Source organism: Agromyces larvae, assembly GCF_022811705.1.
GTDB lineage: Bacteria > Actinomycetota > Actinomycetes > Actinomycetales > Microbacteriaceae > Agromyces > Agromyces larvae.
Map to the genome: position 1 here is coordinate 1,246,771 of NZ_CP094528.1, position 23,182 is coordinate 1,269,952.

The following is a 23,182-nucleotide window of genomic DNA, read 5'->3' on the forward strand; positions in this document are numbered from 1 at the left end:
GATGGAAAGTTCGTGTCGAGCCGGTCGACTCGTCGGGGCGACAGGATTCGAACCTGCGACCTCCCGCTCCCAAAGCGGGCGCTCTAGCCAAGCTGAGCTACGCCCCGAGTCGCTGACTCAACTCGCAGGCCATCACGCACGGGCACGCCGGAGCGCGCCGGATCACGGGATGGACCCCCGAAAGTCTACTGCACCGCCCGGCGCGCTCCATCTGAGTGCGACACGCGCCGCCTCGCTGTGGATGACGCGGACCCGCCGCGCGAGTCGACTGGCAGAGTGTGCGCATGACCGACCGACCCGCCGCAACGCCGGCCGGCGACCTGCGCCGTTGGCCCGCCGACCCCTCGTGGTTCCTCGACACCTCGCGCTGCCCCGCGTGCTTCGCACCGCTCGGGCAGGCCGTGTGCACGGTGTGCGGGCTCGACCTCGCCGTGCCCGACGCCGCCGACCTCGCCGCGCGGGGCCGCGCGGTCGCCGCCGCCGAGCACGAGCGCCAGGGGGTGATCACGCGCATGCGGGCGGCGCAGGCCGAGCGGGCGGCGGCCGCTCGGGTCGCACCCGTTGCGCCGGGTGCGCCGGTCGCGGCGCCGGTCGCGGCGCCGGTCGCGGCGCCGGTCGCTCCCGCGGCGCCGGTCGCGGCGCCGGTCGCTCCCGTTGCGCCGGTTCCGGTCGCGACGGCGCCCGGCACGGGGGTTCCGGTTCCGGATGCTCCGCCGGCGCCGCTGCCGCCCGTCGCTGCGCCGACGGCGGGCGTGGCATCCGGACCCGCACGGCCGAAGCGATCGGGCGTGCAGGTCCTGCTGCTCACCCTCGGCGTGGTGCTCGTCTCGGTGACGGCGATCGTGTTCCTGCTCGTCGCCTACCTGGTGGCGAGCCTCGAGGTGCGATCGATCATCATCGCCGCGGGCAGCGCGGTCGTGCTGGGCGTCGCCGTCCTGCTGCGGCGCGGGCGCCTGCCCGGCACCGCGGAGGGCGTGGCATCCGTCGCCGTCGTCCTGCTGCTGCTCGACGTCTGGATCGTGCGCGCGAACGCGCTGTTCGGCAGCGACCGCCTGGACGCGGCGCTCTACACCGGCATCGCGTTCGCGGTGCTCGCCGTCGTGCTCGGCGCGGTCGCGCGCATCAGCGGGCTGCGCGCGGCCGGATTCGCCGCGGCGCTGCTCGCCCCGGCCGCGGCGTGGTCGCTCGGCCTCGCCGTCGACGGCTGGGCGACGGGGTGGTGGCTCGGCGGCCTCGGCGCCGCGGTCGTCGGCGTCGGCATCGCCGCCCGCCGGCGTTCGGGAGAGGCGCTCGCCTCGCGCATCGCCGGGTCGGTCGGGCTCTCGACGGCGTTCTGCGTCGCCGCGTGGGCGCTGCCCGATGCGGTGGTCGGAGCAGGCTGGGCGTTCCTCGCCGTCGCGGCGACCAGCGCCGTGGCGTGGGCCGTCGTCGGTCGCGGACCAGCGCTGTCGCCGTGGTCGGCGGCCTTCGCCGGCGTCGGTGCCGCTGCGGCGGCCCTCGCCCCCGCCAGCGCGGTCGCGATGGAGACCGCCGGCGGGGTCGGCTCGTGGGCGGCGCCGGCGCTCGCCGGGGTCGTGGCGGTGATCGGGGCGGCCGCCGTTCGCCGCGCGGCGCGCAGCGACACGATCGCCGCACTCGCCGCGGCATCCGGCGTCACGCTCCTGGCGGCCCTGCCGGGTGCGCTCACCGGCATCGCCCTGATCGCGGCCGCCGGCCTCCCCGGTCCGGCCTTCACCGCGAGCGCGACCGACGCGCCGAACTCGGCCGCCGCCTCGGACGGCGTGCTCGCCGCCTTCGACATCCCGGGGTGGTCGGCCGCGCTCGCGCTCGTCGCACTCGCCGCCGTGACGGCGACCGTGCTGGCGATCGTGCGCCGCTTCCGCGGACTCGGTGCTGCGGCGATCGCCGCGCTCGCCGCAGCCGCCCTCGTCGGCGCCGTGTCACTGCCCACCGTGCTCCTGGTCGCGGCCGCGCTCGGCGTGCTCGGGGTGATCGGGCTCGCGATCGCCCCCGGGCTGCGCGCACTGCCGATCTCGGGCCTGCTCGGCACGGTCGCCGCCGGCGGACTGCTCGCCGCGGCGCTGGCGGTGCCGAGCGCGCTGCCCAGTGCCGCGGTGTGGCCCTGGGTCGTCCTCGTCGTCATCGTGACCGCGATCGCCGGGCGGGTGCTCGCCGCGCGCATCTGGCCGGCGACCGCGGCGCCGGTGATCGGCGCGCTGCACGTGGGCGTCGCCGCGATGCTCGCCATCGCGCTCTCCGCGACCGCGCCGACCTGGCTCGCCGCGGCCGGCGCCCGGCTCGACGGGCCGTGGGCGCACGGCGGAATCTGGCTCGCGCTCGTCGGCGCGGCGCTCGCGGTCGCCGCCGCGTACACGCCCCGCCTGACCGGTGCCGACCGCGGCATCGCGCTGCCGGCCTTCCTCGCCGCCTCGGCCGTCGGCGCGCTCATGACGGCGGCCGGCGAACTCGGCTGGATTCCCGCCTCGGCGGCGACGGTCGCCGGAGCGGTCGTGGTCGCGACCGGACGACCGGAGTGGACGCGAGCGGTCGCCGCCGCCGGCACTCCCCTGCTCATCGCGCTCACCGCCTGGTCGATCGCCGAGGCGCTCGACCTCGAGCACGCGATCGTCGTCGCGGCTGCGGTGCTGCTCACCGCCGCCGCCGGGCTGGTGCTCGCCGGACGTGCGACCCCGCTCACGCGGAACATCTGGTCCGGCGCGACCGGGCTCGTCGGGGTGCTCGTCGTCGCGGCATCCGTCGCCGCACCCTCGACGTGGCCCGCCCTGCTCATCCTGGTGCCCGCGCCGATCCTCATCGCCGCCGCGAGCGGCGACCCGATCGGCGGCACCTCGCCCATGCGACACGTCTCGTGGGCGAGCCTGCCGGTCGGCATCGCCGCCGTGTGGTCGTGGCTGAGCGAGGCATCCGTCGACGTCCTCGAGCCGTACACGCTCTCGCTCGCGGCCGCCCTGCTCGTCGCGGCCGGCCTCATCGCCTGGCGGCGGCCCGCCGGCGATCGGCGCCTCGCCTCCGGCCGCACCGCGCTCATCGCCTCGGCCGCCGCCGTCGCCGCACTGCCGAGCGCCGCCGCAGCCGGCGAGAGCGACCTGCGCACCCTCGTCGTCGTGCTCGCGGGTGCGGTCGTCGCGATCGCGGCGCCGTTCCTGCCCGATGCCGCCGCGGGGGTTCCCGCACGACTCATCACGACGCTCACCGGATGGGGCGCGGCCGCGCTCGCCGCGGCGGTGCGGGGCAGCACGGTGGCCATCGGGGCGGCATCGGGCGGCCTGCCCTTCGAAGTCTGGTCGCTCATCGGATTCGCCGTCGGCGTGTGGACGGCAGCCGCGTGGGCACGCGATCCGGCGCGGCCCGAACGTCTCGGCGTCTGGGTGCTCGCCGCATCGACGACGCTGGCGGTCGTCCCGAGCTGGCTCGAGATCGCTCGCGGCGGCGACCAGTCGGTGCGCGCCGGCGTCGTCGTGGGCGCGCTCGCCCTCGTGCACGTGCTCGCCGTCGTGATCTCGCGGCCCCCGCTCGTCGGAGCTGCGCTCGAATGGGTCGCACTCGGGCTCGCGGCGCTCATCGCCGTGACCGCGCTCGCCGTGGGTGCCGTCGACCCGTACGACCTCGTCGTCGCGCCGCTCGGTTCGGCGCTGATCATCACCGGCGCGGTGCGGCTGCACCGTACCCCAGCGCTTCGCTCGTGGCCCGCGCTCGGCGCCGGGCTCGCGCTGCTGCTCGTACCGCCGCTCATCGCCGACTTCGTCGACCCCGAGCTCTGGCGCATCATCGCGCTCGGCGTCGTCGCCGTGGCATCCGTCGTGATCGGACTCGTGCTTCGGCTCCAGGCGCCGTTCGTGTTCGGCGGCGCGGTACTGCTGGTGCACGCCGTCCAGCAGCTCTGGCCGTGGATCGCCTGGCTCTACGAGGCCGTCTGGTGGTGGCTCTGGCTCGGGATCGCGGGCGTGCTGCTCATCGTGCTCGCCGCGACCTACGAACGGCAGCTGCGGCTCGCCCGCCGCACGGTGCGGTCGATCGGCGAACTGCGCTGACCGCGGGCGAGGCGGCCCCGTCTCAGGTCATGCGCTCCACCCACGGCGCGCGCCACTCGGGCGCCTCGAACGGGCCCGGCCAGTACGCGGTCTCCTTCGCGATGCGCCCGTCGCGCACCTCGAAGACGAACACGCCGAGCACCGGCACGCCGTCGCCGTAGTCGAGCGAGCCCTGCATCACCCAGTGGTCGCCCTCGCCGGTGATGGAGCGCACCTCGATGTGCGGCAGCTGCGGGAACCTCGTGTAGACGGCCCGCCGGTTGTCGCCGCCGACGATCCGCTCCCCCGACTGCGGCCACTCCATCACCGCGTCCTCGTGGAACAGTTCGTCCATGCCGGGCACGTTCCCGGCGTTGATCGTCGCGACGAGCGCGTCGACCAGCTCTCGTCCGTACATCGACTCCCCCTCGCGGTGGGAGCGCGTGCGAGGCGGCGCTTCGTCGTCGGGACGCGCTCGCGGTCTGTACTACGATGATCCGGGTGCCCAGAACGGGCCTCGGGGATGTAGCTCAATGGTAGAGCCTCAGTCTTCCAAACTGATTACGCGGGTTCGATTCCCGTCATCCCCTCCACCGAACTCCCCCGGAATTTCCGGGAGAGTCGGGCCACGGATGATGAGCTCAGCCCCTTCCGTATCGCAGAAATGCGCACTCATGCGCACTCCCAGATACGAAGGAGGCACGACGCGATGGCACGCACCAAGGCGCCCGCTCGACGCACCCCCGGCCCGCTCGGCACTGTCCGCGAGGAGCGCAGCGGCCGCTTCCGCGCTTCGTACCGGCTCGCCGAGCGCATCGCCGGCGACGACGGCATCGAGCGCTCAGTCACCCGCACTTTCCGCGCGCCGCGCACGTTCGCGACCCGCGCCGAGGCGCTCGGCTGGCTTGCGAAGGAACGCGCGGACCGGCACGAAGGCACCTGGCACGACCCGAGGCTCGGCGCCGGCACGCTCGCCGACTACGCCGCCACCTGGCTCGCCGATCGCCCCGAGCTCGCCGCCGGCACCCGGGCGCTCTACCGCCACTCGCTCGACCGTTGGGTGCTCCCGAGAGTGCCGACCGCCACCGGCGACGGCACCGAGCTCGGACGGCTGCCGCTGAAGCAGATCACGCCGGCGATGGTGCGCACCTGGCACGCCGAGGTCATGCAAGCCGCCAGAGAGGCCGTGCGAGCTCAGAAGGCACGCAGCCTCACAAGAAGGCCCAGCGGGCACCCTGCGCGGCGCTGGGGGCCGCTGAACGGCTTTCCGGCCGGCACGCAAGGGCCGATGAGCCGCACGCTGCTCGAGGCGTGGGAGCGCGCCGGCTGCCCCGACCCGGCGCTCGCGGAGCCGGCACCGCGCATCGAGGTCCCCGTCGAAGCCGGCCGCACCGCCACCGCGCAGGCCTACCGGGTGCTGCACGCCATGCTCGCGACCGCGCACCGCGATGGGCTCATCCCGTCCAATCCGTGCCACATCCGCGGCGCGTCGAGCTCGTTCCACCCCGAGCGGCCGATCGCCTCCCCCGCCGAGGTCGAGGCCCTCGCGGCGGCATTCCCCGAGCACCTCAACGCCGCCGTGCTGCTCGCCGCGTGGAGCGGCCTGCGGTACGGCGAACTGTTCGGGCTCGCGCGCCGGCACGTCGACCTCGAGGCGGGCACCCTCCGCGTCGAGCGCGCGCTCGTATTCCGCAAGGGCGCGGGCGCATCGTTCGGGCCGACGAAGACGCCGCGCTCGCGCCGTGTCGTGCACCTGCCCGGGTTCGTCGTGGAACGGCTCCGCGGGCATCTCGAGCGCTTTGTCGGACCGTTCCCCGAGTCGTTGCTGTTCACGAGCCAACGCACCGGCTCGCCGATCCCGAACAGCCGCATCTCGGAGTACATGAAGCCGGCGCGTGAGGCGATCGGCCGGCCCGAACTCACCTGGCACACCCTCCGGCACACCGGCGCGACGCTGGCCTATCAGGCCGGCGCCTCGGTGCGCGAAGTGCAGAACCGGCTCGGTCACACCACCCAAGCCGCCGCAGCGATCTACCAGCACGCCGCAGACGGCTCCGACCGGCTGCTCGCCGATCGCCTCGACGAGCTCCACCGCAACGGCCGCGTGACACCTATTCGCGCTTCCTGAACCGACCGACGCATGCTTGAATCCGATGTCATGGACAGTGATCGCGCCGCCCGTTCGGCGCGAGAGGCATGCCTCGCCGCGCGCCGCGAGGCGCGCGCCGCGCTGGAAACCACAGACGCTTGGCAGGCCGGCTTGCACGCCCTCGAGGCGCGCAACCATGCTCGTCGGTCCCTTGAAATCACCGAAGCCACGTTCCCGGAGTTGAACTGGGAGTCGTTCGCGTGGTGTCTCGACGCCCACCGAGCGGCGGGCGCCGCTCGGGAACACTCCGTCGAGCTCGAGCTGCGCGCGCTCGACCGGCTCAGCGAGCCCGCACCCTTGGTCGATCTCCACGCCGGCATGGTCGTGCTCGCCGTGCTCGTCGGCACGCTCGTGACCCCGCTCGCAACCCGAACCGCGGCGACCAACTTGCGAGGCGCAGCGCGGATCGACGCTCGGAACCGCGCCGCAGCCGCGGCCGCGGCCGCCGACCCCGCCGGTCGCATGCTCGCGAACCGCGTCATCGAAGCCGCTGACGAGAATGCCGCCGCCCTCGCACTGACTACCGCCATCGGCGCCGCCACGCCCGCTGAGGCTGACTCAGAACCCGATGTCGACGGCGCACGCTTCGCAGCGCTCCTCCTCGCTGTCGCGGCCGCGATCCTCCGCGCCGACGACCCCCCGCCCGATGACGCGGCACCGCCGCCGAGCGGCGAACCCGCTCGACTCGTCGCCGCTCCACGCGCGCCGGCGCTCCACGCGCCGAGCGTGCCACCAGAAGGCGCCGCCTGACGCGACCTCGACGAGAGACACCGAGGCCCCCCGCGCGACGGCCACCGGCACGCTCCGGCCAACCGACACCCCGAAAGGACGTGTCTCGGAACGGAGCACCCCTCGTGCCCAAGAAATCCACCACCCCCACTGCCCCTGCGCCGACCCCGACCGACGACCTCGCCCCGGTCGAACGGGCCGCCCGCCCGCCGCTCCTGAACCCGCAGCAAGTCGCCGTGCAACTCGGGGTCACCGACCGATTCGTGTATGAGGAGCTCCGCAAGGGCCGACTCCGCTCGGCACGGATCGGGCGGCTACATCGGATCCGACAGGACGACCTCGACGCCTACGTCGAGGCGCGCCTCGGATGAACACCGCCAAACTCGTCGAGCGACTGCTCGACGAGCTAGACCCTGCGCTGCTCGAGCACCCGCGATCGCAGGCGACACGACACGCGATCTACACCGCCTGGCCAGGGGATCGCGTGCCACTCAGCCGCCGGGAACTGGAGGCCATCGTCTGCCGCGCAGCGGCCGCGCGCGTGAGCCGCGGCGAGCCGCCAGGCAGAACAGAGACCGGGCAGCAGCTGCGCACCCACAACGGAAGCGAACCGCCCGGCAAGCGAAAGGCCGACTGCACCTCAGCACAGCCGGCCTTCGAGTCGAAACCCACCGCCAAGCAGATCGACACCGGCACCATACCTGACGCCGGCGACAGCAACCATGCGTGGAGGCCTGCACTGCTCGAGCGGATCAGGAGCGCACCGTGACCGGGAGAGCGAAGACGGCCGGCGGATCGCGACCGCCGACCGTCGAGCGTCAGATCGCGCCCATGCATCTCAAGCTCACGCAGACAGTACTCGACCCGCCTGACTGGCCGGACTCGAAGTCGGCACTGGAGTTCGCGCGCACCTGGCAGCGACACCTCCGCGAGGTGGGCGGGGTCAGTGCGCCGCCGCAGCTGCGCGGAACCACTGGTGCGGAGCGGAAGCGTCTCGAGGAGGAGCTCGTCTCCGCCGGCATCCCCGGCGCGAAGCCCAACGACCGCGTCTCGGGCGGGCGGGTCTGGCTCGTGTTCTTCGAGCTGTGCCGTTGGTACGGGATCGACGGGCCGTTCGCGTGGCGGAGCATGGAGCACCTCGCCGCCGACCTCGGCATGTCGGAGCGCACCGTGCGCCGCGCGGTCGCTCGGCTGAACGAGCTCGACCTGATCGCGTCTCGGCGATGGAAGAAATCCACTACCGGGGGTTCGCTCGCCTTCCGCCACTACATCCCCGGCCTCGACGACAGCGCGATCCCACCGGCTGACACTGTCGTGATCGCCAGGCCAGCGCCGCCGGATGCACGCGGCGCACGTTGGGTGCCTGTGGATAACCACGACGCCGGCGCGCACGGCCGACCGGACGCCGTGTCCGGTCAGGTACCGGACGCCGTGTCCGGTCAGGTACCGGACGCCGTGTCCGGTCAGGTACCGGACGCCGTGTCCGGTGAGTATTAACAAGAGAGAGACACCGGATGCTTACGCGAGATGTACCGCGCGCATGCGCGCGCGATCCGCAGGGACGATGAGCGAGCGGCTATGCAGGGTCGGGGGCTGCGAGCGGCCGGCCTATCGCGCCCGCACCCTCTGCAACCACCACGCGATGCGCAGGTTCCACTACGGCGACGAGCTGGCCGAGCCACCGCCGCGCCGACGAGCCGAACTCGCCGGCCAGCGGTTCGGCCTGCTCGTCGCCCTCGAGCGGGTCGATGCCCGCCAGGCATGGCGGTGCCAGTGCGATTGCGGTGCCGAGACGATCGTGCGCACTTGGTCGCTCACGTCGGGCGGCACCCGCTCGTGCGGGCAGCGTCGTCGGCACCTGACGCCGACGAGCTACCACCAGGCGCACGAGCACGTGAACACGCTGCGCGGCCCGGCACGCGATCACGCGTGCCGGGCCTGCGGCCGACCTGCCCAGCAGTGGAGCTTCAACCGCCGCGACCACGAACACGAGCGCGTGACGCCGGAGGGCTGGCCCTGGTCTCCGGACCCCGGCGACTACGAACCGCTGTGCGTGAGCTGCCACAAGCGCGCCGATCTCGCAGCGATCCGCGCGGACGCTGCGGCAGCGCACGGCGCGACCCCGCTGATCGACCCGGATGACTTCGACCGCACCGACGATTGGCGTCGCGGTTTTTGATCGCGGCCGGCGCCGCGGAACACCCCGCGCCTGTTCCGTTTTCCCCCGGCAGCGCCAGAAAAAACTGGCGCGCGCGGGCGCTGGGCCGAACGCCGAATTCGGCGCCGGCGACGGCGCCGGCTTCCCCCGAACAGCGCCGGATCGCGCCGGATCCGCCGCCGCGCGCCGGAATGGCCCCGAGCGCACTATCGCGTACCACCGCGCCCACCGGCGCGCCCGAGCTCAGACTGCCGAAGGGTCGCACGGCGGATGTAGCATCGCGATCAAGAGCCGCCACCCCGGCGGCCCGCCACCAGCCACCCCGCCGACGCAGGAAGCGCGAGCGAGCGGCCACCCTGGGGCGGGCGAGACCGGCCACCCGGCCGCAGCGTCGGCCCGCGCGCGGCTCATCCCTCCCTCGTCGCAACCGGTCACCGGCGCACCCCGCCAGCGCTAGTACACGCCGACCGGAAGCGAGAGCAACGCGCCATGACCGTCGACACCAGCGAGACCGTCGCCATCGCCCCACCCGAGCACTACCCGCAGTCCGAGTGGATCGAGGACTCAGACCACGAGTTCTACGTGCCGCCCGAGCTGCGCGCCCACTACGCGACTGTGAATCCCCCAGCGATCTACCTCGAGGCGTTCATGCGCGACGGCGCCGTGAGGCCACGCACCCTCACGCTCGATGAAGCGATCGAGCGTGCCCGCGCCGCCGGCCGCTCCCCCCGGGGCGACATCTTCGCGGACGGCGGCCGATGGCTACTCATCGAGAGCACCGACATGCTCAAGCCAGTCGGGTCGGCTGACTCGCAATCGTCGTTGACGCCGCATGGAGCCGAGGCCGTGTACGTCGAGATCGAGGAACGGCTGCCGTCGTACCGCATCGACGTGTACTTGCACGAGGAGCGCCTCACCCTCGCCGCCCAGCGCCGCGATCGCCTCGCCGCCGCCGCGCGTCAGCGGGCCGCGAACACCTGCCCCGCATGTGGCGAGGTCTCGTCGCTCACCACGGCGCTGTCGAACGCGTTCGCCCCGCAGCTGTACCAGCTTGCCGACCGGGAGCTCGTCGACCTCGACCGCCGCACCAGGGTGTGCCGCCGGTGCGCCCACCACGTCGCCGCGATCCTATTCGAACGTGAGCATGCCAGCGGCGGGCTCTCCCGGCGCGCACTCGTCGAGGCCTACCTCGCCACCCTCGAAGGAACGGACGCGCCATGAATCCCTGGGAACCGATGTCGGCCGAACATCTCTACAGCAACCCGCGCCTGGAGGACCGCGTCTCCAAGCTCGAGGAAGCAACCAAGCGCGGCCTCCGAGCCAACGCCGCCGCAGCCGACGAGCTCGCCGACCGCCTCGACTCGGTCTCAGCGCGACAAGCCCGCAGCGACGCTCGCCGGCATGAGGCAATCATGAAGCAGGTCGCAAACGTACTCGGGCCACGCCAGCCCGACACGGTCATCGTCACCGAGGGCAGGCACCGCCCGCTCGTCATCTTCCCCGGCGACAAGGTGAGCTGGCGCTCGGTTATCTGAATCGGCCGGATTTCCGCGTCGATCCACCGGGAGACGCCCAACGTGGGGCAACGTGCTACTTGTGGCAAGACACGACACCGGCGATCGGTTCGCCCCGCGGCAGTCGCTCGACGACCTGAACCGAATGGGCGGGTTCGCCGCCCGCCTCGACGAGCTCACTGCACCGCCCAAGGTGTTCCGCAGCGAGCTGCGGCGGCTCGCTCGAGCGGCCGGGCTGCGGGTGCTCACCTCGACGACGGATGCCTCGTTCGTCGCGTGGGTGCCGGACTGGGAGATGATCGCGACGCCCGAACAGCTCGCCGCGCGTCGGGCCGCGATCCGCGCCGCGGTCGAAGCAGCCGACGACGGCGAACCAGCCGCCTCGCGGCGGCATCTGCGGGCCGTGGAACCTGTGAATCCGCCGAGACCCTGAGGACAAATCGACACAGGCTGTCCGTTCTGGCACATTTGTGCCGTTTCCGGCCTCACGCGGTTTCGTATGGTGCTCTCGTGACGGATGCGAACCCTGAACCTGGCGACCCGTGGGCGGATGCGCTCGCGACCTACCTCGGCAGCCTCGACCGGCTCTCCGACAGCACCAGGGCGGTGCTCGGCCGGCGACTGCGGCGGATCGCCGCGGACCTCGGTGGAACCCCGTGGGAAGTCGACCGCGACCGCCTCGCTGACTGGCTCGCACACGCGCCCGGGTCGCCGGCGACCGCGAAGGCGTACCGCGGCGCCGCACGCGGATTCTTCACCTGGGCGCACAGCGCCGGTCTGCTCGAGACCAACCCGATGCCCGCACGGCCGAGCCCGTCACGGTATCGGAAAGCCGACCGATGGAACGACACCATCGCCCTGTTCATGACTGCGCAACGCGCAGCCGGCATCGCCGATGGAACGATCGCGAACCGGGTCAAGCACGTACGGCGCTTCGCTGAAGACACGGAGCTCGGCCCGTTCGACCCGGTACACGAACAGGTCGTCGCGTGGCTTGAGACCGCCTCCGCCTCTCGTTCCCGGCGAGCCGCGCTGCGCACCAGCCTCCGCGCGTTCTACCGGTGGGCGCACAACACCGGGCGCATCCTCGTCGACCCCACCGACGAGCCCGACGCCCGACGCCGCCGCCGCCCGATCCCCGAGACCTGGGCGGCGCACCTGCACGCGTTCGTCGTGTTCCAGCAAGCGATCGGCAAACCCTCCACCACGATCGCCCTTCGCCGGTACCAGCTCGCTCACCTGGCCCGCGATCACGCGAGCATCGACCCGTTCGCGATGACGCTCGACGACCTCGCCGTGTGGATGCACGGCCGGACGTGGGCGAACGAAACCCGACGCAGCGTCCGCAGCACGCTCCGCGCGTTCTACCGGTGGGCCGAAGACACCGGCCGCATCGACGACAACCCCGCAAGCAAACTCCCGCCCATTCAGTCCCCGCCGCCACGGCCGCGACCAGCGACCGCCGACGAGTACCGGGCCGCGCTCGAGCGCGGCGACGAACGCACCTCGCTCGCGATCCGGCTCGCCGCCGAGCTCGGGATGCGCTGCGCCGAGGTCGCCGTCGTGCACTCCGCCGACCTCATCGGCAGCCACGCGGCCGGCTACTCGCTCGTCGTGCACGGCAAGGGCAGCAAGGAACGCATCATCCCGGTCACGAACGGGCTCGCCGCAGTGCTCCGCGACCGCGGCGAAGGCTACCTGTTCCCCGGCCAAGACCACGGGCACATCTCGCCGGCGTACCTGTCAAGGATCGTCTCCCGACTGCTGCCCGTCGGCGTCACCATGCACGCGCTCCGCCACCGATTCGCAACCCTCGCGTACAACATCGACCGCGACGTGTTCACCGTGCAACAGCTCCTCGGCCACGCCTCACCCACCACCACACAGCGATACGTACTCGTCGACGACAGCGCCAAACGCCGCCTCATCCAAGCCCTGGCAGGGTGACGCCGAGACCCCGCTGAGCCGCTAGAGCCCCGCGAACTCGCGCAAGACGCGCTGCGGCACGACAAGGCTGCCGTGAGCGCCGAGCCTGACCACGCCGAAGGTTTCGCGGTTCGCCCGGACCGCGTGCTCGCTGACGCCGAGTAGCCTGGCGGCCGTCTCGATGGTCAGGAACACCGGCGATTCATCGAGCGCCGCCGAGAGCGTGAGCGGCGGCCGGGCGGGGCGCGGTGTGCTGGTTCGTGGTCGCTCGAGCGAAGCAGACTCGTGCGCGACCGGTTCGGCGTCAGCCGGGATCATCCACCGACCCCGTAGCTGCCGCGCTGCTGACAGCTCGCCGGCGGCGAGCCACCGACGCACGGTCCGCTCGGTGATGCCCCGCTGTCGTGCGTACTCGGCGACCGTGACCATGACCTCGCTCGTCGTCATGACACGCAGCATGACACGAGCCCCGGACACGTCATGACGTGTCCATGAAATGCCCCGAAACATGCGCACTCATGCGCACTCGCGCACTCGTAATGGGTGCATATTCATGCATGAATGTGCAATCGGGTTCAAATACAGTTACCGTGTAATCGCTGATGAGACACCGAAACCGGCGTCAACTCGGCGCGGTACGAAGGTCGCTGGGCGAATCTTCCAAACTGATTACGCGGGTTCGATTCCCGTCATCCCCTCCAGAGCACCGAGCAGGTGCGCTCGAACGGCCGGCTCCGCATCCGCGGGCCGGCCGTTCGCGTCGCCTCGCACCGAGCCCGAGCCAGAGCCCGAGCCCCGCTCAGAACACGCGGTACCCGATCTCGGCCGGGGCATCCAGCAGCCGCTCGATCTCGTCGTCGAGCTTCACCAGCGTGACCGAGGCGCCCGCCATGTCGAGCGAGGTGCAGTACTCGCCGACGTAGCTGCGCACCACCTCGATGCCCTTCGCGGCGAGCGCCTCGTGGGCGTGGCCGTACGCGATGTACAGCTCGCTGATCGGGGTTCCGCCGAGGCCGTTGACCATGAGGGCGACCCGGTCGCCGCTGGCGAACGGCAGGTCGGCCACGACGGGCTCGAGCAGGATGTCGACGAGTTCGTCGCTCGGCGCGATCTTCGCGCGCCGCCGGCCGGGCTCGCCGTGGATGCCGACGCCGATCTCGATCTCGTCGTCGCCGAGCTCGAAGAGCGGGGCGCCCTTCGCGGGCGGGATGCAGGCGGTGAGCGCCAGACCCATCGTGCGGGTGACCGAGTTGACCTTCTCGCCGATGCGCACGAGCTCGTCGAGGTCGGCGCCCGCTTCGGCGGCCGCCCCGATGGCCTTGATGACGAAGAAGTTGCCCGCCACGCCGCGGCGACCGACCGTGTACGTCGAGTCCTGCACGGCGACGTCGTCGTCGATGAACAGGGTGCGCACGTTCACGCCGTCGGCGAGGCTCATCTCCTGCGCCATGTCGAAGGCCATCCGGTCTCCGGTGTAGTTGTTCACGAGCAGCAGCACGCCCTTCGGCGAGTTCAGCAGCTTCGTGGTCTCGTACACGTAGTCCATCGGCGGCGCCGCGAACACGTCGCCGGGGCACGCCCCGTCGAGCATGCCCTTGCCGACGACCATCACGTGGGCGGGCTCGTGGCCCGACCCCGAGCCCTGGATGACCGAGACCTTGTTCTCGTTCGGCGCGTCCTTGCGCATGATGAGGTTGTACTCGGGCACGTACGTCAGGGTGTCGGGGTTCGCCAGCGCGAGCCCCTTCAGCATCTCGGGGACGTACTGCTTCGGGTCGTTGACGAACTTCTTCATTTGCGTTCCTCTCTCTCCTGCCAGGACGAGGCGAGCGCCTCGAAGATGACGGCGACGGCGACCGCGCCGGCGTCGGGAGACCCGATGCTGCGTTCGCCCGTGTATGCGGCCCGGCCGCGTTTGGCGATCATCGGCGTGGTGGCGTCGGCCGATGCCCGCGCGGTGGTCGCGGCGAGCGCGACGATCTCATCGCTCGACTTCCCGTCGGCGAGTGCGGCCTCGATGGCGTCGGTCGTCGGCACGAGTGCGTCGAGCAGGGTCTTGTCACCGACATCCGCCTGGCCCCTCGCCTTGATGCCCTCGATCGCGGCGCGCAGCATCGCGACCGCGTCCGCACCGTCGAGGTCGTCCTTGCCGCGCACCGCTCCGGCCGCCCGCAGGAACGAGGTGCCCCAGATCGGGCCGGAGGTGCCCCCGATGCGCCCGGTGATCGCCATCGCGACCTTCTGCAGGAACGTCGAGATGTCGGCGCGGTCGTACGAGTCCCAGTCGCTCAGCACGATCTCGAAGCCGCGGGCGAGCGAGTAGCCGAAGTCGCCGTCGCCGACGACCGAGTCGAGGTCGCCGAAGTAGGTCTCGTTGTCGACCGCGGTCTGCGCGATCGTGCGCACCACGAACTCCACGTCGGGCATGCTCGTCATCGGTCCTCCTGGGTCGCGTCGGTCGTGGGGTGCGGAAGCGGGTGGTCGAGTAGGGCGACGAGGTCGGCGAGGCCGACCTCGTCGCCCGGCGCGATGCCGAAGGGGTCGGCGAGCACGCGCGCGGGTTCGTGATCGTCGCCGAGCGAGGAGAGCACGAGGGATGCCGCGGAGAAGTCCTCGTCGACGGTGTACGCGCTCACGGTGACGACGGTGCGTAGGCCTGCGGCCACGGCCGCTTCGACGCCGTTGCCGCTGTCCTCGATGACGACGGCGTCGTCGGATCCGATGCCGAGTTCGCGCAACGCAAGTTCGTAGATGTCGGGGGCGGGCTTCTTGTGCGCGACGATGTCGCCCGCGAATACACGGAAGCCGGCGGCGGCTTCGGCGCCGACGGCGTGCTCGAGCACGGCCCGCACCGACGGTTCGGCCGAGGTGGAGGCGACGGCGAGCAGCCATCCGGCCTCGGCGACCTGGCGGCTGATGCGTGCGATGCCGGGTCGGGCGGGAAGGGCGCCGGATGCCACGAGCTCGGTGTAGATCGCGGTCTTGCGCCGATGCCAGTCGGCGAGGAGCTCGCGCTGGCCGTCGGCGTCGGCCGGCAGGCCGTTCGCGGCGACGAACTCGGGCGTGAGCAGACTCGCCATGCGCTCCTTGCCGCCGCCGATCCGCACTTTCACGGCGTAGTCCGCGTCGCTCCACTCGACCGGCAGGCCCACGTCGGCGAAGGTGCGGTTGAACGCGGGCAGATGCCCGTTGCGCTCCGTGTCGGCGAGCACGCCGTCGCAGTCGAAGATGAGGGCGGGCATGTCACCACGCCTTCCCGGCGCTGCCGAACTTCGCGGCCAGGCCCGTGGTCAGGTCGACGATGTGCTGGCGCACGTCGCGGAACAGGGATGGCGGATCCCATTTGTCCTGTTCCTCCGCGCCGCGGAGGAACGCGAGGTTCGCCTTCATGAACTCGATCTTCAGCGCGGTCGAGATGTTCACCTTGGCGCAGCCGCGCGAGATGAGGTCGCTGAACTGGGCGTCGGTCATGCCGCTGCCGCCGTGCAGGGCGATCGGCACGCCGGTGGCCTCGACGAGGTCGGTGACGCGCTGGAAGTCGAGGTCGGGCGTCGAGGAATACACGCCGTGCGCGTTGCCGATCGACGGCGCGAACACGTCGACGCCGGTGGTCTCGATGAACTCGATCGACGTCTCGAGGGTGTGGCGGCGCGGGTCGGTGTCGCTGCCGATGCCGTCTTCGACGCCCTTGATGGCCTCGATCTCGCCCTCGACGTGGGCGCCGTAGCCGCGGGCCTCGGCGACGACCTCGACCGTCTGCCGCTGGTTCTCCTCGACGGGCATGGTGGATGCGTCGAACAGCACGGAGTTCCAGCCGCGGGCGAGGCAGTCGCTGATCACCTGCCGCTCGGGGCAGTGGTCGAGGTGCAGGGTGACCGGCACCTCGATGCCCTCGGTCATCGAGGTCCACATCGACCACAGCACGTCGAGGCCGATCGACTTCACCGTCTTCACCGACGTCTGCACGATGACGGGCGACCGGGCCTCGACGGCGCCCGCGAGCACCGCTTCGAGGGTCAGGTCGTTCACGATGTTGATCGCGGGCACCCCGTAGCGCTCCCGGAACGCGCGATCCACGATCTCCTTCAGGCTCACCACCGGCATGCCGACCTCCTCGTCTTCGCGCTGCAAGGCTGACACGGGCGCGACGGCGCCCCCATGCGAGATTCCCCTACCGGGTGGTAGGGGAATCCTCCATACGCCCGGCGCACCGCTCGCTGAGGCCGTCGAAGCGAGACTGCCCTTCGACGAGCTCAGGGGGCGGATGCGAGCCCCTTCGACGAGCTCAGGGAGCGCGGGCACGAACCCCTTCGACAAGCTCAGGGAGCGCGGGCACGAACCCCTTCGACGAGCTCAGGGAGCGCACACACGAACCCCTTCGACAAGCTCAGGGGGCTTCGCGGCGCAGGCCGGCGAGCTCCGTGCGGTTCGCCGCGCCGGTCTTGCGCAGGATGGCGCCGACGTGCTTCTCGACGGTCTTCACCGAGATGCGCAGCAGCACCGCGATCTGCTTGTCGGGAAGACCCCGGGCCACGAGATCGCGCACCTCGCGCTCGCGCGGGGTGAGCAGCGGGTCGTCGGGCGCGGTGAGCAGGCTGAACACCTCGGGCGTGAGCAGCGTGTCGCCGCGTGCGGCGGCGACGACCGCGCGCACGAGCCCCGCGGCATCCGTGTGCTCCTCCACGAACCCGGTCGCGCCGATCTGCGCGGCGCCGCGCAGCCGCTCGTCGCTGAACGACGGCACGAGCAGCACCACCGCCGCGTCGGGGTCGACGGCGCGCAGGTAGGCCGTCAGTTGCACCCCGTCGACGTGCGGGTGGTCGAGCGGGGCGACGACGACATGCGGTCGCAGCAGTTCATACGCCTCGACCACGTTGCGCGACCCCGACACCTCGCCGACGACCTGGATGTCGGGCTCCTGATCGCTGAGCACCCGCACGAGCCCCGCCCGCACCAGTTCGTGCTCGTGCGCGACGAGCACCCGCCAGCGGGTGCGTTCGGAGTCGACGGCGGGCCATCGCGGCACCTCCGCTCGGATCCGCGTCCCCCAGCCGAGCGACGACTCGATCTGCAACGTGCCGCCGAGGTGCTGGGCGCGGGCGAGCAGCCCCTGCAGACCCAGCGCACGCCGCGGTTCGGCCGTGACCGACGCGACGTCGAAGCCCCGCCCGTCGTCCTCGATCAGCACCGAGACCGTGTGCCCGCCGTAGACGAGCCCGACGCGCACCGTCCGTGCGCCCGCGTGTTCGAGCACGTTCGTGAGCGCCTCCTGCACGATGCGGAGCAGCTGTCGCCCCGTCTCGGGCGGCAGGGCGACGGGATCGCCGATGACGATCAGCCGGGTCGCCACGCCCGCGGCGGATTCGATCCAGCTGAGTTCGAGGCGCACCGCTTCGGCGAGCGCGGCGGCGTCGGTGAGGCCGGGGTCGAAGCCGAGCACGCTGCGCTGGGTCTCGGTGAGCGCGGTGCGTGCAGCCGATCGCGCCCGCCCGAGCGCCCCCACGGGGTCGTCGGCGCGGCCGATCGCCCGTTCGGCGTCGTCGAGGTGCAGCAGCACGGTCGCGAGTCCTCGGCCGACGGTGTCGTGCACGTCGCGCATCACGCGCTCGCGTTCGGCGAGCACCGCCGCCTGGCGTTCCTTGTCGGCGGCGAGCGCGTGCAGCCGGGCGTTCGCGATCGCGATCGCCGCGTGCGTGGCGAAGAGTTCGACGAGGGCGACGTCGGCCTCGGTGAAGCGCCGGTCGGGGTCGCGGCTGAACACGACGCAGGTGCCGATGATCGCGCCGTTCGAGAGGATCGGCACGCCGATCACGCCGTGCAGTTCGCTGCGGTCGCGTGCGGCGATGTGCCCGCCGCGCACGTGCGCGTACTCGTCGAACACGACCGGGCGGCGTGCGCGCACCACCTCGCCGGTGACGCCCTCGTCGAGCGGGAAGGTGCGCCCCGAGAGGCATCCGACGCCGAGGTCGACCTCTTTGCGGTAGGTGCCGGCGGCCTCGTCCACGGTGCAGATCGAGCCGCTGTCGCAGTCGAGCAGCGCCATCGTGTGCCGCAGGATGCGCTCCAGCAGGCGTTGCGGGTCGAAGCGGCCGGCGAGGTCGGCCGCCATCGTGATGAGCGCGTCGAATCTCGGGTCGCCGCGCAGACTCGTGTGGGGGTTCGCAGGGTTCATGGCCATCCTCATCGACGCCGTTCGTCCACGGACATCATGCGCCTGTATGGACAGGACGGCCAGCATCGGATGCCACGCGGCCCGCGTGTCGCCGCATGTCAGCCGAGCCTTCCCTTCCTTGAAATACCGCGGCATCCGCGTAGCGTTGCACCAGACATCAGACCAGGGAAGGTGGACCGATGACCGACATCCAGACCGCACCGAAGACAGGGTCGGCCGACGTCGCGGCGGGGGTCGCGCAGTTCTTCACCCCCGTGCTGCACGAACTCGTCGCGCTCGCGGTGAACGGCAAGCAGGCCCACTGGCACGTCCGCGGCGTGAACTTCATCGCCGTGCACGAGCTGCTCGACGACGTCGTGGCGCATGCGCAGGAGTGGGGCGACGAGGTCGCCGAGCGGGTCATCGCGCTGGGGCTGCCGATCGACGGCCGCCTCGCGACGGTCGCCGGCAAGAGCGGCGCGGTGAACCCGAAGCTCGGGTTCCAGAACTACGACGAGACGATCGCCGAGGTGGTCGCCCAGATCGACCTCGTCACCGAGAAGCTCAACGCGGCGATCGACGGCCTGGCCGAGCTCGACCCGTCCAGTCAGGACGTCGCGATCGAGATCCGCCGCGGCATCGACAAGGACCGCTGGTTCCTCTCGGCGCACGTCGCGAAGCAGTAGCGGCACCCTCGTCGAGGCCCGTCATCCGCAGGGGTGGCGGGCCTCAGCGCTGCAACCAGGCGAGCACCGCGAGCACCCGTCGGTGATCGGTGCCCGAGTCCTCGAGGGCGAGCTTCTGGAAGATGGCGGTGACGTGCTTCTCGACCGCACCGATGCCGATGAACAGCCGGTTCGCGATCGCCGCGTTCGTGCGGCCCTCGGCCATGAGCTCGAGCACCTCGCGCTCGCGGGGGGTGAGCCGGGCGAGCGGGTCGCCGCGCCGGCCGAGGAGCTCGCGCACCACCACCGGATCGAGCACGGTGCCGCCCGTGCTCACCCGTTCGACGGCGTCGCGGAGTTCGTCGAGCGACGCCACCCGGTCTTTCAGCAGGTAGCCCATGCCGCCGTCGCCCGACGAGAGCAGTTCGTCGGCGTAGGTGCCCTCGACGTACTGGCTGAGCAGCAGGACGCCCAGCCCGGGGCGACGCCGACGCAGCTCGATCGCGGCGCGCACCCCCTCGTCGCGGAACGTCGGCGGCATGCGCACGTCGAGCACCACGACGTCGGGCGCGGGGGCGCCCGGGGCGGAGTCGTCGAGCGCGGCGAGCAGGGCGTCGGCGTCGCCGAAGGCCCCGACCGTCTCGAACCCGGCCTCGTCGAAGAGGCGCACGAGGCCTTCGCGCAGCAGCACCGAGTCTTCGGCGAGCATGATGCGGAGCGAGGCGGCTGCGGTCACCCGGCCAGCGTATCGGCCGGGCGCGCGGAGCGGCGGAGCGGCCGGCGCATCGCCGGCCGGCGCCGCCTCGGCTCAGGCGGTCGGCGGCGTCACCGGTTCGGATGCTCCGGAGTCGGCGCCGACCGGCTGGAACGGGATGTGCGCGCCGACGACGGTCGGCCCGCCCTCGGGGCTGTCGACCACGAGGACGCCGCGCAGGCCCCGCACCCGGTCGTCGAGCCCGGCGAGCCCGTGCCCGGCGGCGACGCTCGCGCCGCCGCGGCCGTTGTCGGTGACCCAGAGATCGAGCCAGTGCGTGCCGTCGGCGAGCGCGCGGGTCTGCACACGCAGCCGCGCGGCCGTCGCCTCCGAGTGCTTGGCCACGTTGGTCAGCAGTTCGGCGGCGATGAAGTACGCGTTGCGCTCGATCGGCGCCGGCAGCGAGGCATCCGCACCGAGCCCGTTGTCGAAGGCGACCGTGACGGGGCTGCGCGCCGCGAGCGCGCCCAACGCGCTGCCCAGCCCGCGGTCCTGCAGCAGCGGCGGGGCGAAGCCGCGTGAGAGCGCGCGGAGTTCGTCGAGCGTCTCGCGGGCCTGGTCTCGGGCCTCGGCGAGCAGGGCGCGTGCCGCTTCGGGGTCCTGGTCGAGTCGGCGTTCGATCGACGCGAGGTCCATCTGGAGGCGCACCAGTCGCTGCTGCGGGCCGTCGTGGATGTCGCGCTCCAGGCGTCGCAGCGAGGCATCCTCGGCCTGCACCGCGGCGCCGCGGGAGGCGGACAGTTCGGCGACCTCGCGCTCGAGGGCCTCCGAGCGCCACGCGCCGAGCATGCCGCGCGCGACGCCGTCGTGCATGAGCGTCAAGCCGCGGAACACGAGCGGCAGGGTGAGCAGGAACATCACGCCGAGGAGCAGTTCGAGGACGCGCTCGCCCGCGACGGGGTCGACCAGGCTCGCCGTCCCGGGGGCGATGCGGTCGAGGATCCACTGGTTGAGCCAGAACCCGCGGTCGTCGGCGGGGATGAACGGCTGCCAGATCCAGCCGGTGAGTCCGCCGAGGGCGCCCGAGACCCAGGCGATCGTGACGGTCCACGAGAAGATGCTGACGATGGGGTTCACGACCAGCGTGTGCAGCAGGTACAGCCAGTAGTGGCCGTCGATGAACGGGCTGAACGTCGCACGCCAGAACCCACCGGTGCCGTCGGTGCGCGGCCACTGGGGCCGGCGGATCTCGGAGCGCCCCGCCCAGCGCAGTCGGACGAGTTCGAGCGTCCCGAACCCGCGCGCGGTGAAGAACGCGGCGATCATGAGGAAGATGCCCACCACGAGGGCGATCATGCCGACGCCGGTGAAGAACACCGTCGAGACCACGACGAGCCCCGTGATCGCGATCGGCATGGTGAGGATGAGGAAGCCGAGCTCGCGCGGCACGCTCGCCCAGAGCGCGCCGTAGCCGCGCCGCGGGGTCGCCGCAGCGGGTTCGGCCGGCGCGATGGCGGGCGCGGCGGGCGCAGCGCCCGCGGTCGTCGAGTCAGTGGCCATGGTGTGGTGTTCCTTCCGTCATCGTCGCACGCTGACCGGGCTCGACGACGGCGAACTGGCCCATCATGCCCTGGTCCTCGTGCCACAGCAGGTGGCAGTGGTACATGTACGGATGCGCCGGGTCGGCGTAGTCCTCGAAGCGGAGGAGCAGTTCGTACTCGGCGTGCGGGCGCAGACGCACGGTGTCCTTCCAGCCCGCGAGCTCGGGCGGCGGTGCGGCGCCGTCGATCGTGGCGATGCGGAACTGCACGTCGTGCACGTGGAAGCTGTGCGGCAGGTCGGTGTCGTTCTCGACGACCCAGCGTTCGAGGGTGTCGACCGTGACGGTCTCGTCGACGCGGCCGAGGTCCATCGCGTGTCCGTTGATCTCGAAGCTGTCGTCGAGGACGAACCGGCGGGTGGTGGCCACCTCGGCGGGGTCGAACGGCGGGTTCGACGCGAGCTGCGCGGGCAGCGACGGCGCCGGGTCGAGCACGTCGGCGGCACGCACCTCGAGCACGTCGAACGAGTCGGCGTCGCCGTTGGTCGCGGCGATCACGCGGTTCGACCCGACCGCTTCCGCGGTGAGTTCGCTGCGCAGCACGACCCGCTCCCCCGGTGTCGGGCGCAGCAGCACCTCGGCGCGTTCACCCGGTGAGAGCACGACCCGGTCGAGGGCGACGGATGCTTCGAGCAGCCCGCCGTCGGTCGCGATCAGTTCGACGGGCCGGCCGTCCGACCAGGTGAATCCGTAGGTGCGGGCCGTCGAGGCGTTGAGCAGCCGCAGCCGGACGAGGCCGTCGGAGACCTCGAGGTACGGGCCGCGGGTGCCGTTCACGAGCAGTTCGTCGCCGAGGCCGCCCGCGTATCCGCGCTGCGGGTCCTCGCGCCGGCCGTCGGCGGAGAACTCGGTGTCCTGCACGATGACGGGTACGTCGTCGACGCCGTACTCCGACGGCAGGCCGAGCGCGCGTTCGTCGGCGTCGTGCAGGAGGAACAGGCCGGCGAGGCCCCGGCGCACGTGCGACTCGGTCGCACCGTGGGGGTGCGGGTGGTACCAGAGGGTCGCGGCGCGCTGGTCGATCGTCCACTCGGGCGACCAGGTCGCACCCGGGTCGACCATCTGGTGCGGTCCGCCGTCCATCGCGGCGGGCAGGTGCATCCCGTGCCAGTGCACCGTCGTGGGCTCGTCGAGCGAGTCGGTCACGTCGACGCGCACGTGCTCGCCGCGCTCGGCGACGAGGGTCGGGCCGAGGTACGAGCCGTCGAAGCCCCACGTGTCGCTCGGCACGCCGGGTTCGAACTCGGTCGTGCCCGCCTGCGCGTCGAGCGAGAACACGCGGGTGCCGTCGGCGTCGATGTGCGATTCGGCGAGCGGCGGGATGGCGAGCGGCCGGTCGAACGCGACGTCGCCGATCGTCGAGATCGGCGCCGGGACCGCGAGCCCGCATCCCGAGAGCCCGACGGCGACGGCGGTTGCGGTGGCCGTGAGCAGGGTGCCGGCCGCGACCGCGGCGCGCGGTCTGCGGAGCGTGGTGGTGCGAAGCATGGTTCCAGCCTCGGCGGCGCCGGCTCGGCGAGCCATCCGGCCGGCGACCGGATCGCGGCGGGGGATATCCCCCGCCC

General features: G+C 72.2%; 22 protein-coding genes and 2 tRNA genes. 13 read left to right on the forward strand and 11 right to left on the reverse strand.

All coding sequences use genetic code 11. The features are described 5' to 3' along the window. Positions 1-32: 32 nt before the first annotated feature. Positions 33-107, reverse strand: a tRNA-Pro gene (locus MTO99_RS05785). A 177-nt stretch (positions 108-284) separates the two neighbouring features. Here MTO99_RS05785 and MTO99_RS05790 point away from each other — a divergent pair. After that, positions 285-4,052, forward strand: coding sequence for an SCO7613 C-terminal domain-containing membrane protein (locus tag MTO99_RS05790; protein WP_243557729.1), 3,768 nt, complete (start codon positions 285-287; stop codon positions 4,050-4,052). A 22-nt stretch (positions 4,053-4,074) separates the two neighbouring features. On the opposite strand, the gene MTO99_RS05795 is transcribed toward MTO99_RS05790, so the two are convergent. Continuing rightward, complete coding sequence (locus MTO99_RS05795; RefSeq protein WP_243557731.1) at positions 4,075-4,449, reverse strand: nuclear transport factor 2 family protein; 375 nt, start codon at positions 4,447-4,449, stop codon at positions 4,075-4,077. A gap of 101 nt (positions 4,450-4,550) precedes the next feature. On the opposite strand from MTO99_RS05795, the gene MTO99_RS05800 reads away from it, so the two are divergent. The 11 genes from MTO99_RS05800 (at position 4,551) to MTO99_RS05850 (ending at position 12,528) form a co-directional block, all read left to right on the forward strand. Continuing rightward, a tRNA-Gly gene (locus MTO99_RS05800) sits at positions 4,551-4,624 on the forward strand. A gap of 116 nt (positions 4,625-4,740) precedes the next feature. After that, the gene (locus tag MTO99_RS05805; protein WP_243557733.1) at positions 4,741-6,159 is read left to right on the forward strand and encodes a site-specific integrase; all 1,419 of its coding nucleotides are present in this window, start codon (positions 4,741-4,743) and stop codon (positions 6,157-6,159) included. Between the two features lie 201 nt (positions 6,160-6,360). Next, the gene (locus tag MTO99_RS05810) at positions 6,361-6,930 is read left to right on the forward strand and encodes a hypothetical protein (RefSeq protein WP_243557735.1); all 570 of its coding nucleotides are present in this window, start codon (positions 6,361-6,363) and stop codon (positions 6,928-6,930) included. 104 nt (positions 6,931-7,034) lie between these two features. Next, positions 7,035-7,280: an excisionase family DNA-binding protein gene (locus tag MTO99_RS05815; protein ID WP_243557737.1), complete on the forward strand. Its 246-nt coding sequence runs from the start codon at positions 7,035-7,037 to the stop codon at positions 7,278-7,280. Then, positions 7,277-7,678: a hypothetical protein gene (locus MTO99_RS05820; protein WP_243557739.1), complete on the forward strand. Its 402-nt coding sequence runs from the start codon at positions 7,277-7,279 to the stop codon at positions 7,676-7,678. The genes MTO99_RS05815 and MTO99_RS05820 overlap by 4 nt, the downstream gene beginning before the upstream one ends. A 62-nt stretch (positions 7,679-7,740) precedes the next feature. Then, positions 7,741-8,406, forward strand: a complete 666-nt coding sequence (locus MTO99_RS05825) for a helix-turn-helix domain-containing protein (protein WP_243557741.1) — start codon at positions 7,741-7,743, stop codon at positions 8,404-8,406. Next, a complete protein-coding gene (locus MTO99_RS05830) occupies positions 8,396-9,088 on the forward strand; it encodes a hypothetical protein (RefSeq protein ID WP_243557743.1) in 693 nt (230 codons plus the stop codon). Before MTO99_RS05825 ends, MTO99_RS05830 begins: the two co-directional genes overlap by 11 nt. 468 nt (positions 9,089-9,556) lie before the next feature. After that, positions 9,557-10,288 (forward strand): hypothetical protein, encoded by a 732-nt coding sequence (locus tag MTO99_RS05835; protein WP_243557745.1) that lies wholly within the window; start codon positions 9,557-9,559, stop codon positions 10,286-10,288. After that, complete coding sequence (locus MTO99_RS05840; protein ID WP_243557747.1) at positions 10,285-10,602, forward strand: hypothetical protein; 318 nt, start codon at positions 10,285-10,287, stop codon at positions 10,600-10,602. The genes MTO99_RS05835 and MTO99_RS05840 overlap by 4 nt, the downstream gene beginning before the upstream one ends. Positions 10,603-10,663: 61 nt before the next feature. After that, positions 10,664-11,014: a hypothetical protein gene (locus MTO99_RS05845; protein ID WP_243557749.1), complete on the forward strand. Its 351-nt coding sequence runs from the start codon at positions 10,664-10,666 to the stop codon at positions 11,012-11,014. A 77-nt stretch (positions 11,015-11,091) separates the two neighbouring features. Further along, positions 11,092-12,528, forward strand: coding sequence for a tyrosine-type recombinase/integrase (locus MTO99_RS05850; RefSeq protein WP_243557751.1), 1,437 nt, complete (start codon positions 11,092-11,094; stop codon positions 12,526-12,528). Between the two features lie 21 nt (positions 12,529-12,549). On the opposite strand, the gene MTO99_RS05855 is transcribed toward MTO99_RS05850, so the two are convergent. The 6 genes from MTO99_RS05855 to MTO99_RS05880 form a co-directional block, all read right to left on the reverse strand. Next, on the reverse strand, positions 12,550-12,936 hold the full coding sequence (locus MTO99_RS05855) for a helix-turn-helix domain-containing protein (RefSeq protein WP_243557753.1): 387 nt from the start codon (positions 12,934-12,936) through the stop codon (positions 12,550-12,552). A 370-nt stretch (positions 12,937-13,306) separates the two neighbouring features. Next, complete coding sequence (gene dhaK, locus MTO99_RS05860) at positions 13,307-14,302, reverse strand: dihydroxyacetone kinase subunit DhaK (protein WP_243557755.1); 996 nt, start codon at positions 14,300-14,302, stop codon at positions 13,307-13,309. Further along, positions 14,299-14,943 (reverse strand): dihydroxyacetone kinase subunit DhaL, encoded by a 645-nt coding sequence (dhaL, locus tag MTO99_RS05865; protein ID WP_243557757.1) that lies wholly within the window; start codon positions 14,941-14,943, stop codon positions 14,299-14,301. The genes dhaK and dhaL overlap by 4 nt, the downstream gene beginning before the upstream one ends. Beyond that, the gene (locus tag MTO99_RS05870) at positions 14,940-15,749 is read right to left on the reverse strand and encodes an HAD-IA family hydrolase (RefSeq protein WP_243557759.1); all 810 of its coding nucleotides are present in this window, start codon (positions 15,747-15,749) and stop codon (positions 14,940-14,942) included. The genes dhaL and MTO99_RS05870 overlap by 4 nt, the downstream gene beginning before the upstream one ends. A 1-nt stretch (position 15,750) precedes the next feature. Beyond that, complete coding sequence (locus MTO99_RS05875) at positions 15,751-16,611, reverse strand: class II fructose-bisphosphate aldolase (RefSeq protein ID WP_243557761.1); 861 nt, start codon at positions 16,609-16,611, stop codon at positions 15,751-15,753. A 283-nt stretch (positions 16,612-16,894) separates the two neighbouring features. Then, complete coding sequence (locus tag MTO99_RS05880; RefSeq protein WP_243557762.1) at positions 16,895-18,679, reverse strand: hybrid sensor histidine kinase/response regulator transcription factor; 1,785 nt, start codon at positions 18,677-18,679, stop codon at positions 16,895-16,897. 179 nt (positions 18,680-18,858) lie between these two features. On the opposite strand from MTO99_RS05880, the gene MTO99_RS05885 reads away from it, so the two are divergent. Continuing rightward, complete coding sequence (locus tag MTO99_RS05885) at positions 18,859-19,344, forward strand: Dps family protein (protein WP_243557764.1); 486 nt, start codon at positions 18,859-18,861, stop codon at positions 19,342-19,344. A 43-nt stretch (positions 19,345-19,387) separates the two neighbouring features. Here MTO99_RS05885 and MTO99_RS05890 read toward each other — a convergent pair whose 3' ends face one another. From MTO99_RS05890 to MTO99_RS05900, 3 genes are all read right to left on the reverse strand, one after another. Next, positions 19,388-20,032, reverse strand: a complete 645-nt coding sequence (locus MTO99_RS05890; protein ID WP_243558979.1) for a LuxR C-terminal-related transcriptional regulator — start codon at positions 20,030-20,032, stop codon at positions 19,388-19,390. Between the two features lie 99 nt (positions 20,033-20,131). Further along, the gene (locus MTO99_RS05895; protein ID WP_243557766.1) at positions 20,132-21,577 is read right to left on the reverse strand and encodes a sensor histidine kinase; all 1,446 of its coding nucleotides are present in this window, start codon (positions 21,575-21,577) and stop codon (positions 20,132-20,134) included. Beyond that, positions 21,567-23,105, reverse strand: coding sequence for a multicopper oxidase family protein (locus MTO99_RS05900; RefSeq protein ID WP_243557769.1), 1,539 nt, complete (start codon positions 23,103-23,105; stop codon positions 21,567-21,569). Before MTO99_RS05900 ends, MTO99_RS05895 begins: the two co-directional genes overlap by 11 nt. Between the last annotated feature and the right edge of the window lie 77 nt (positions 23,106-23,182).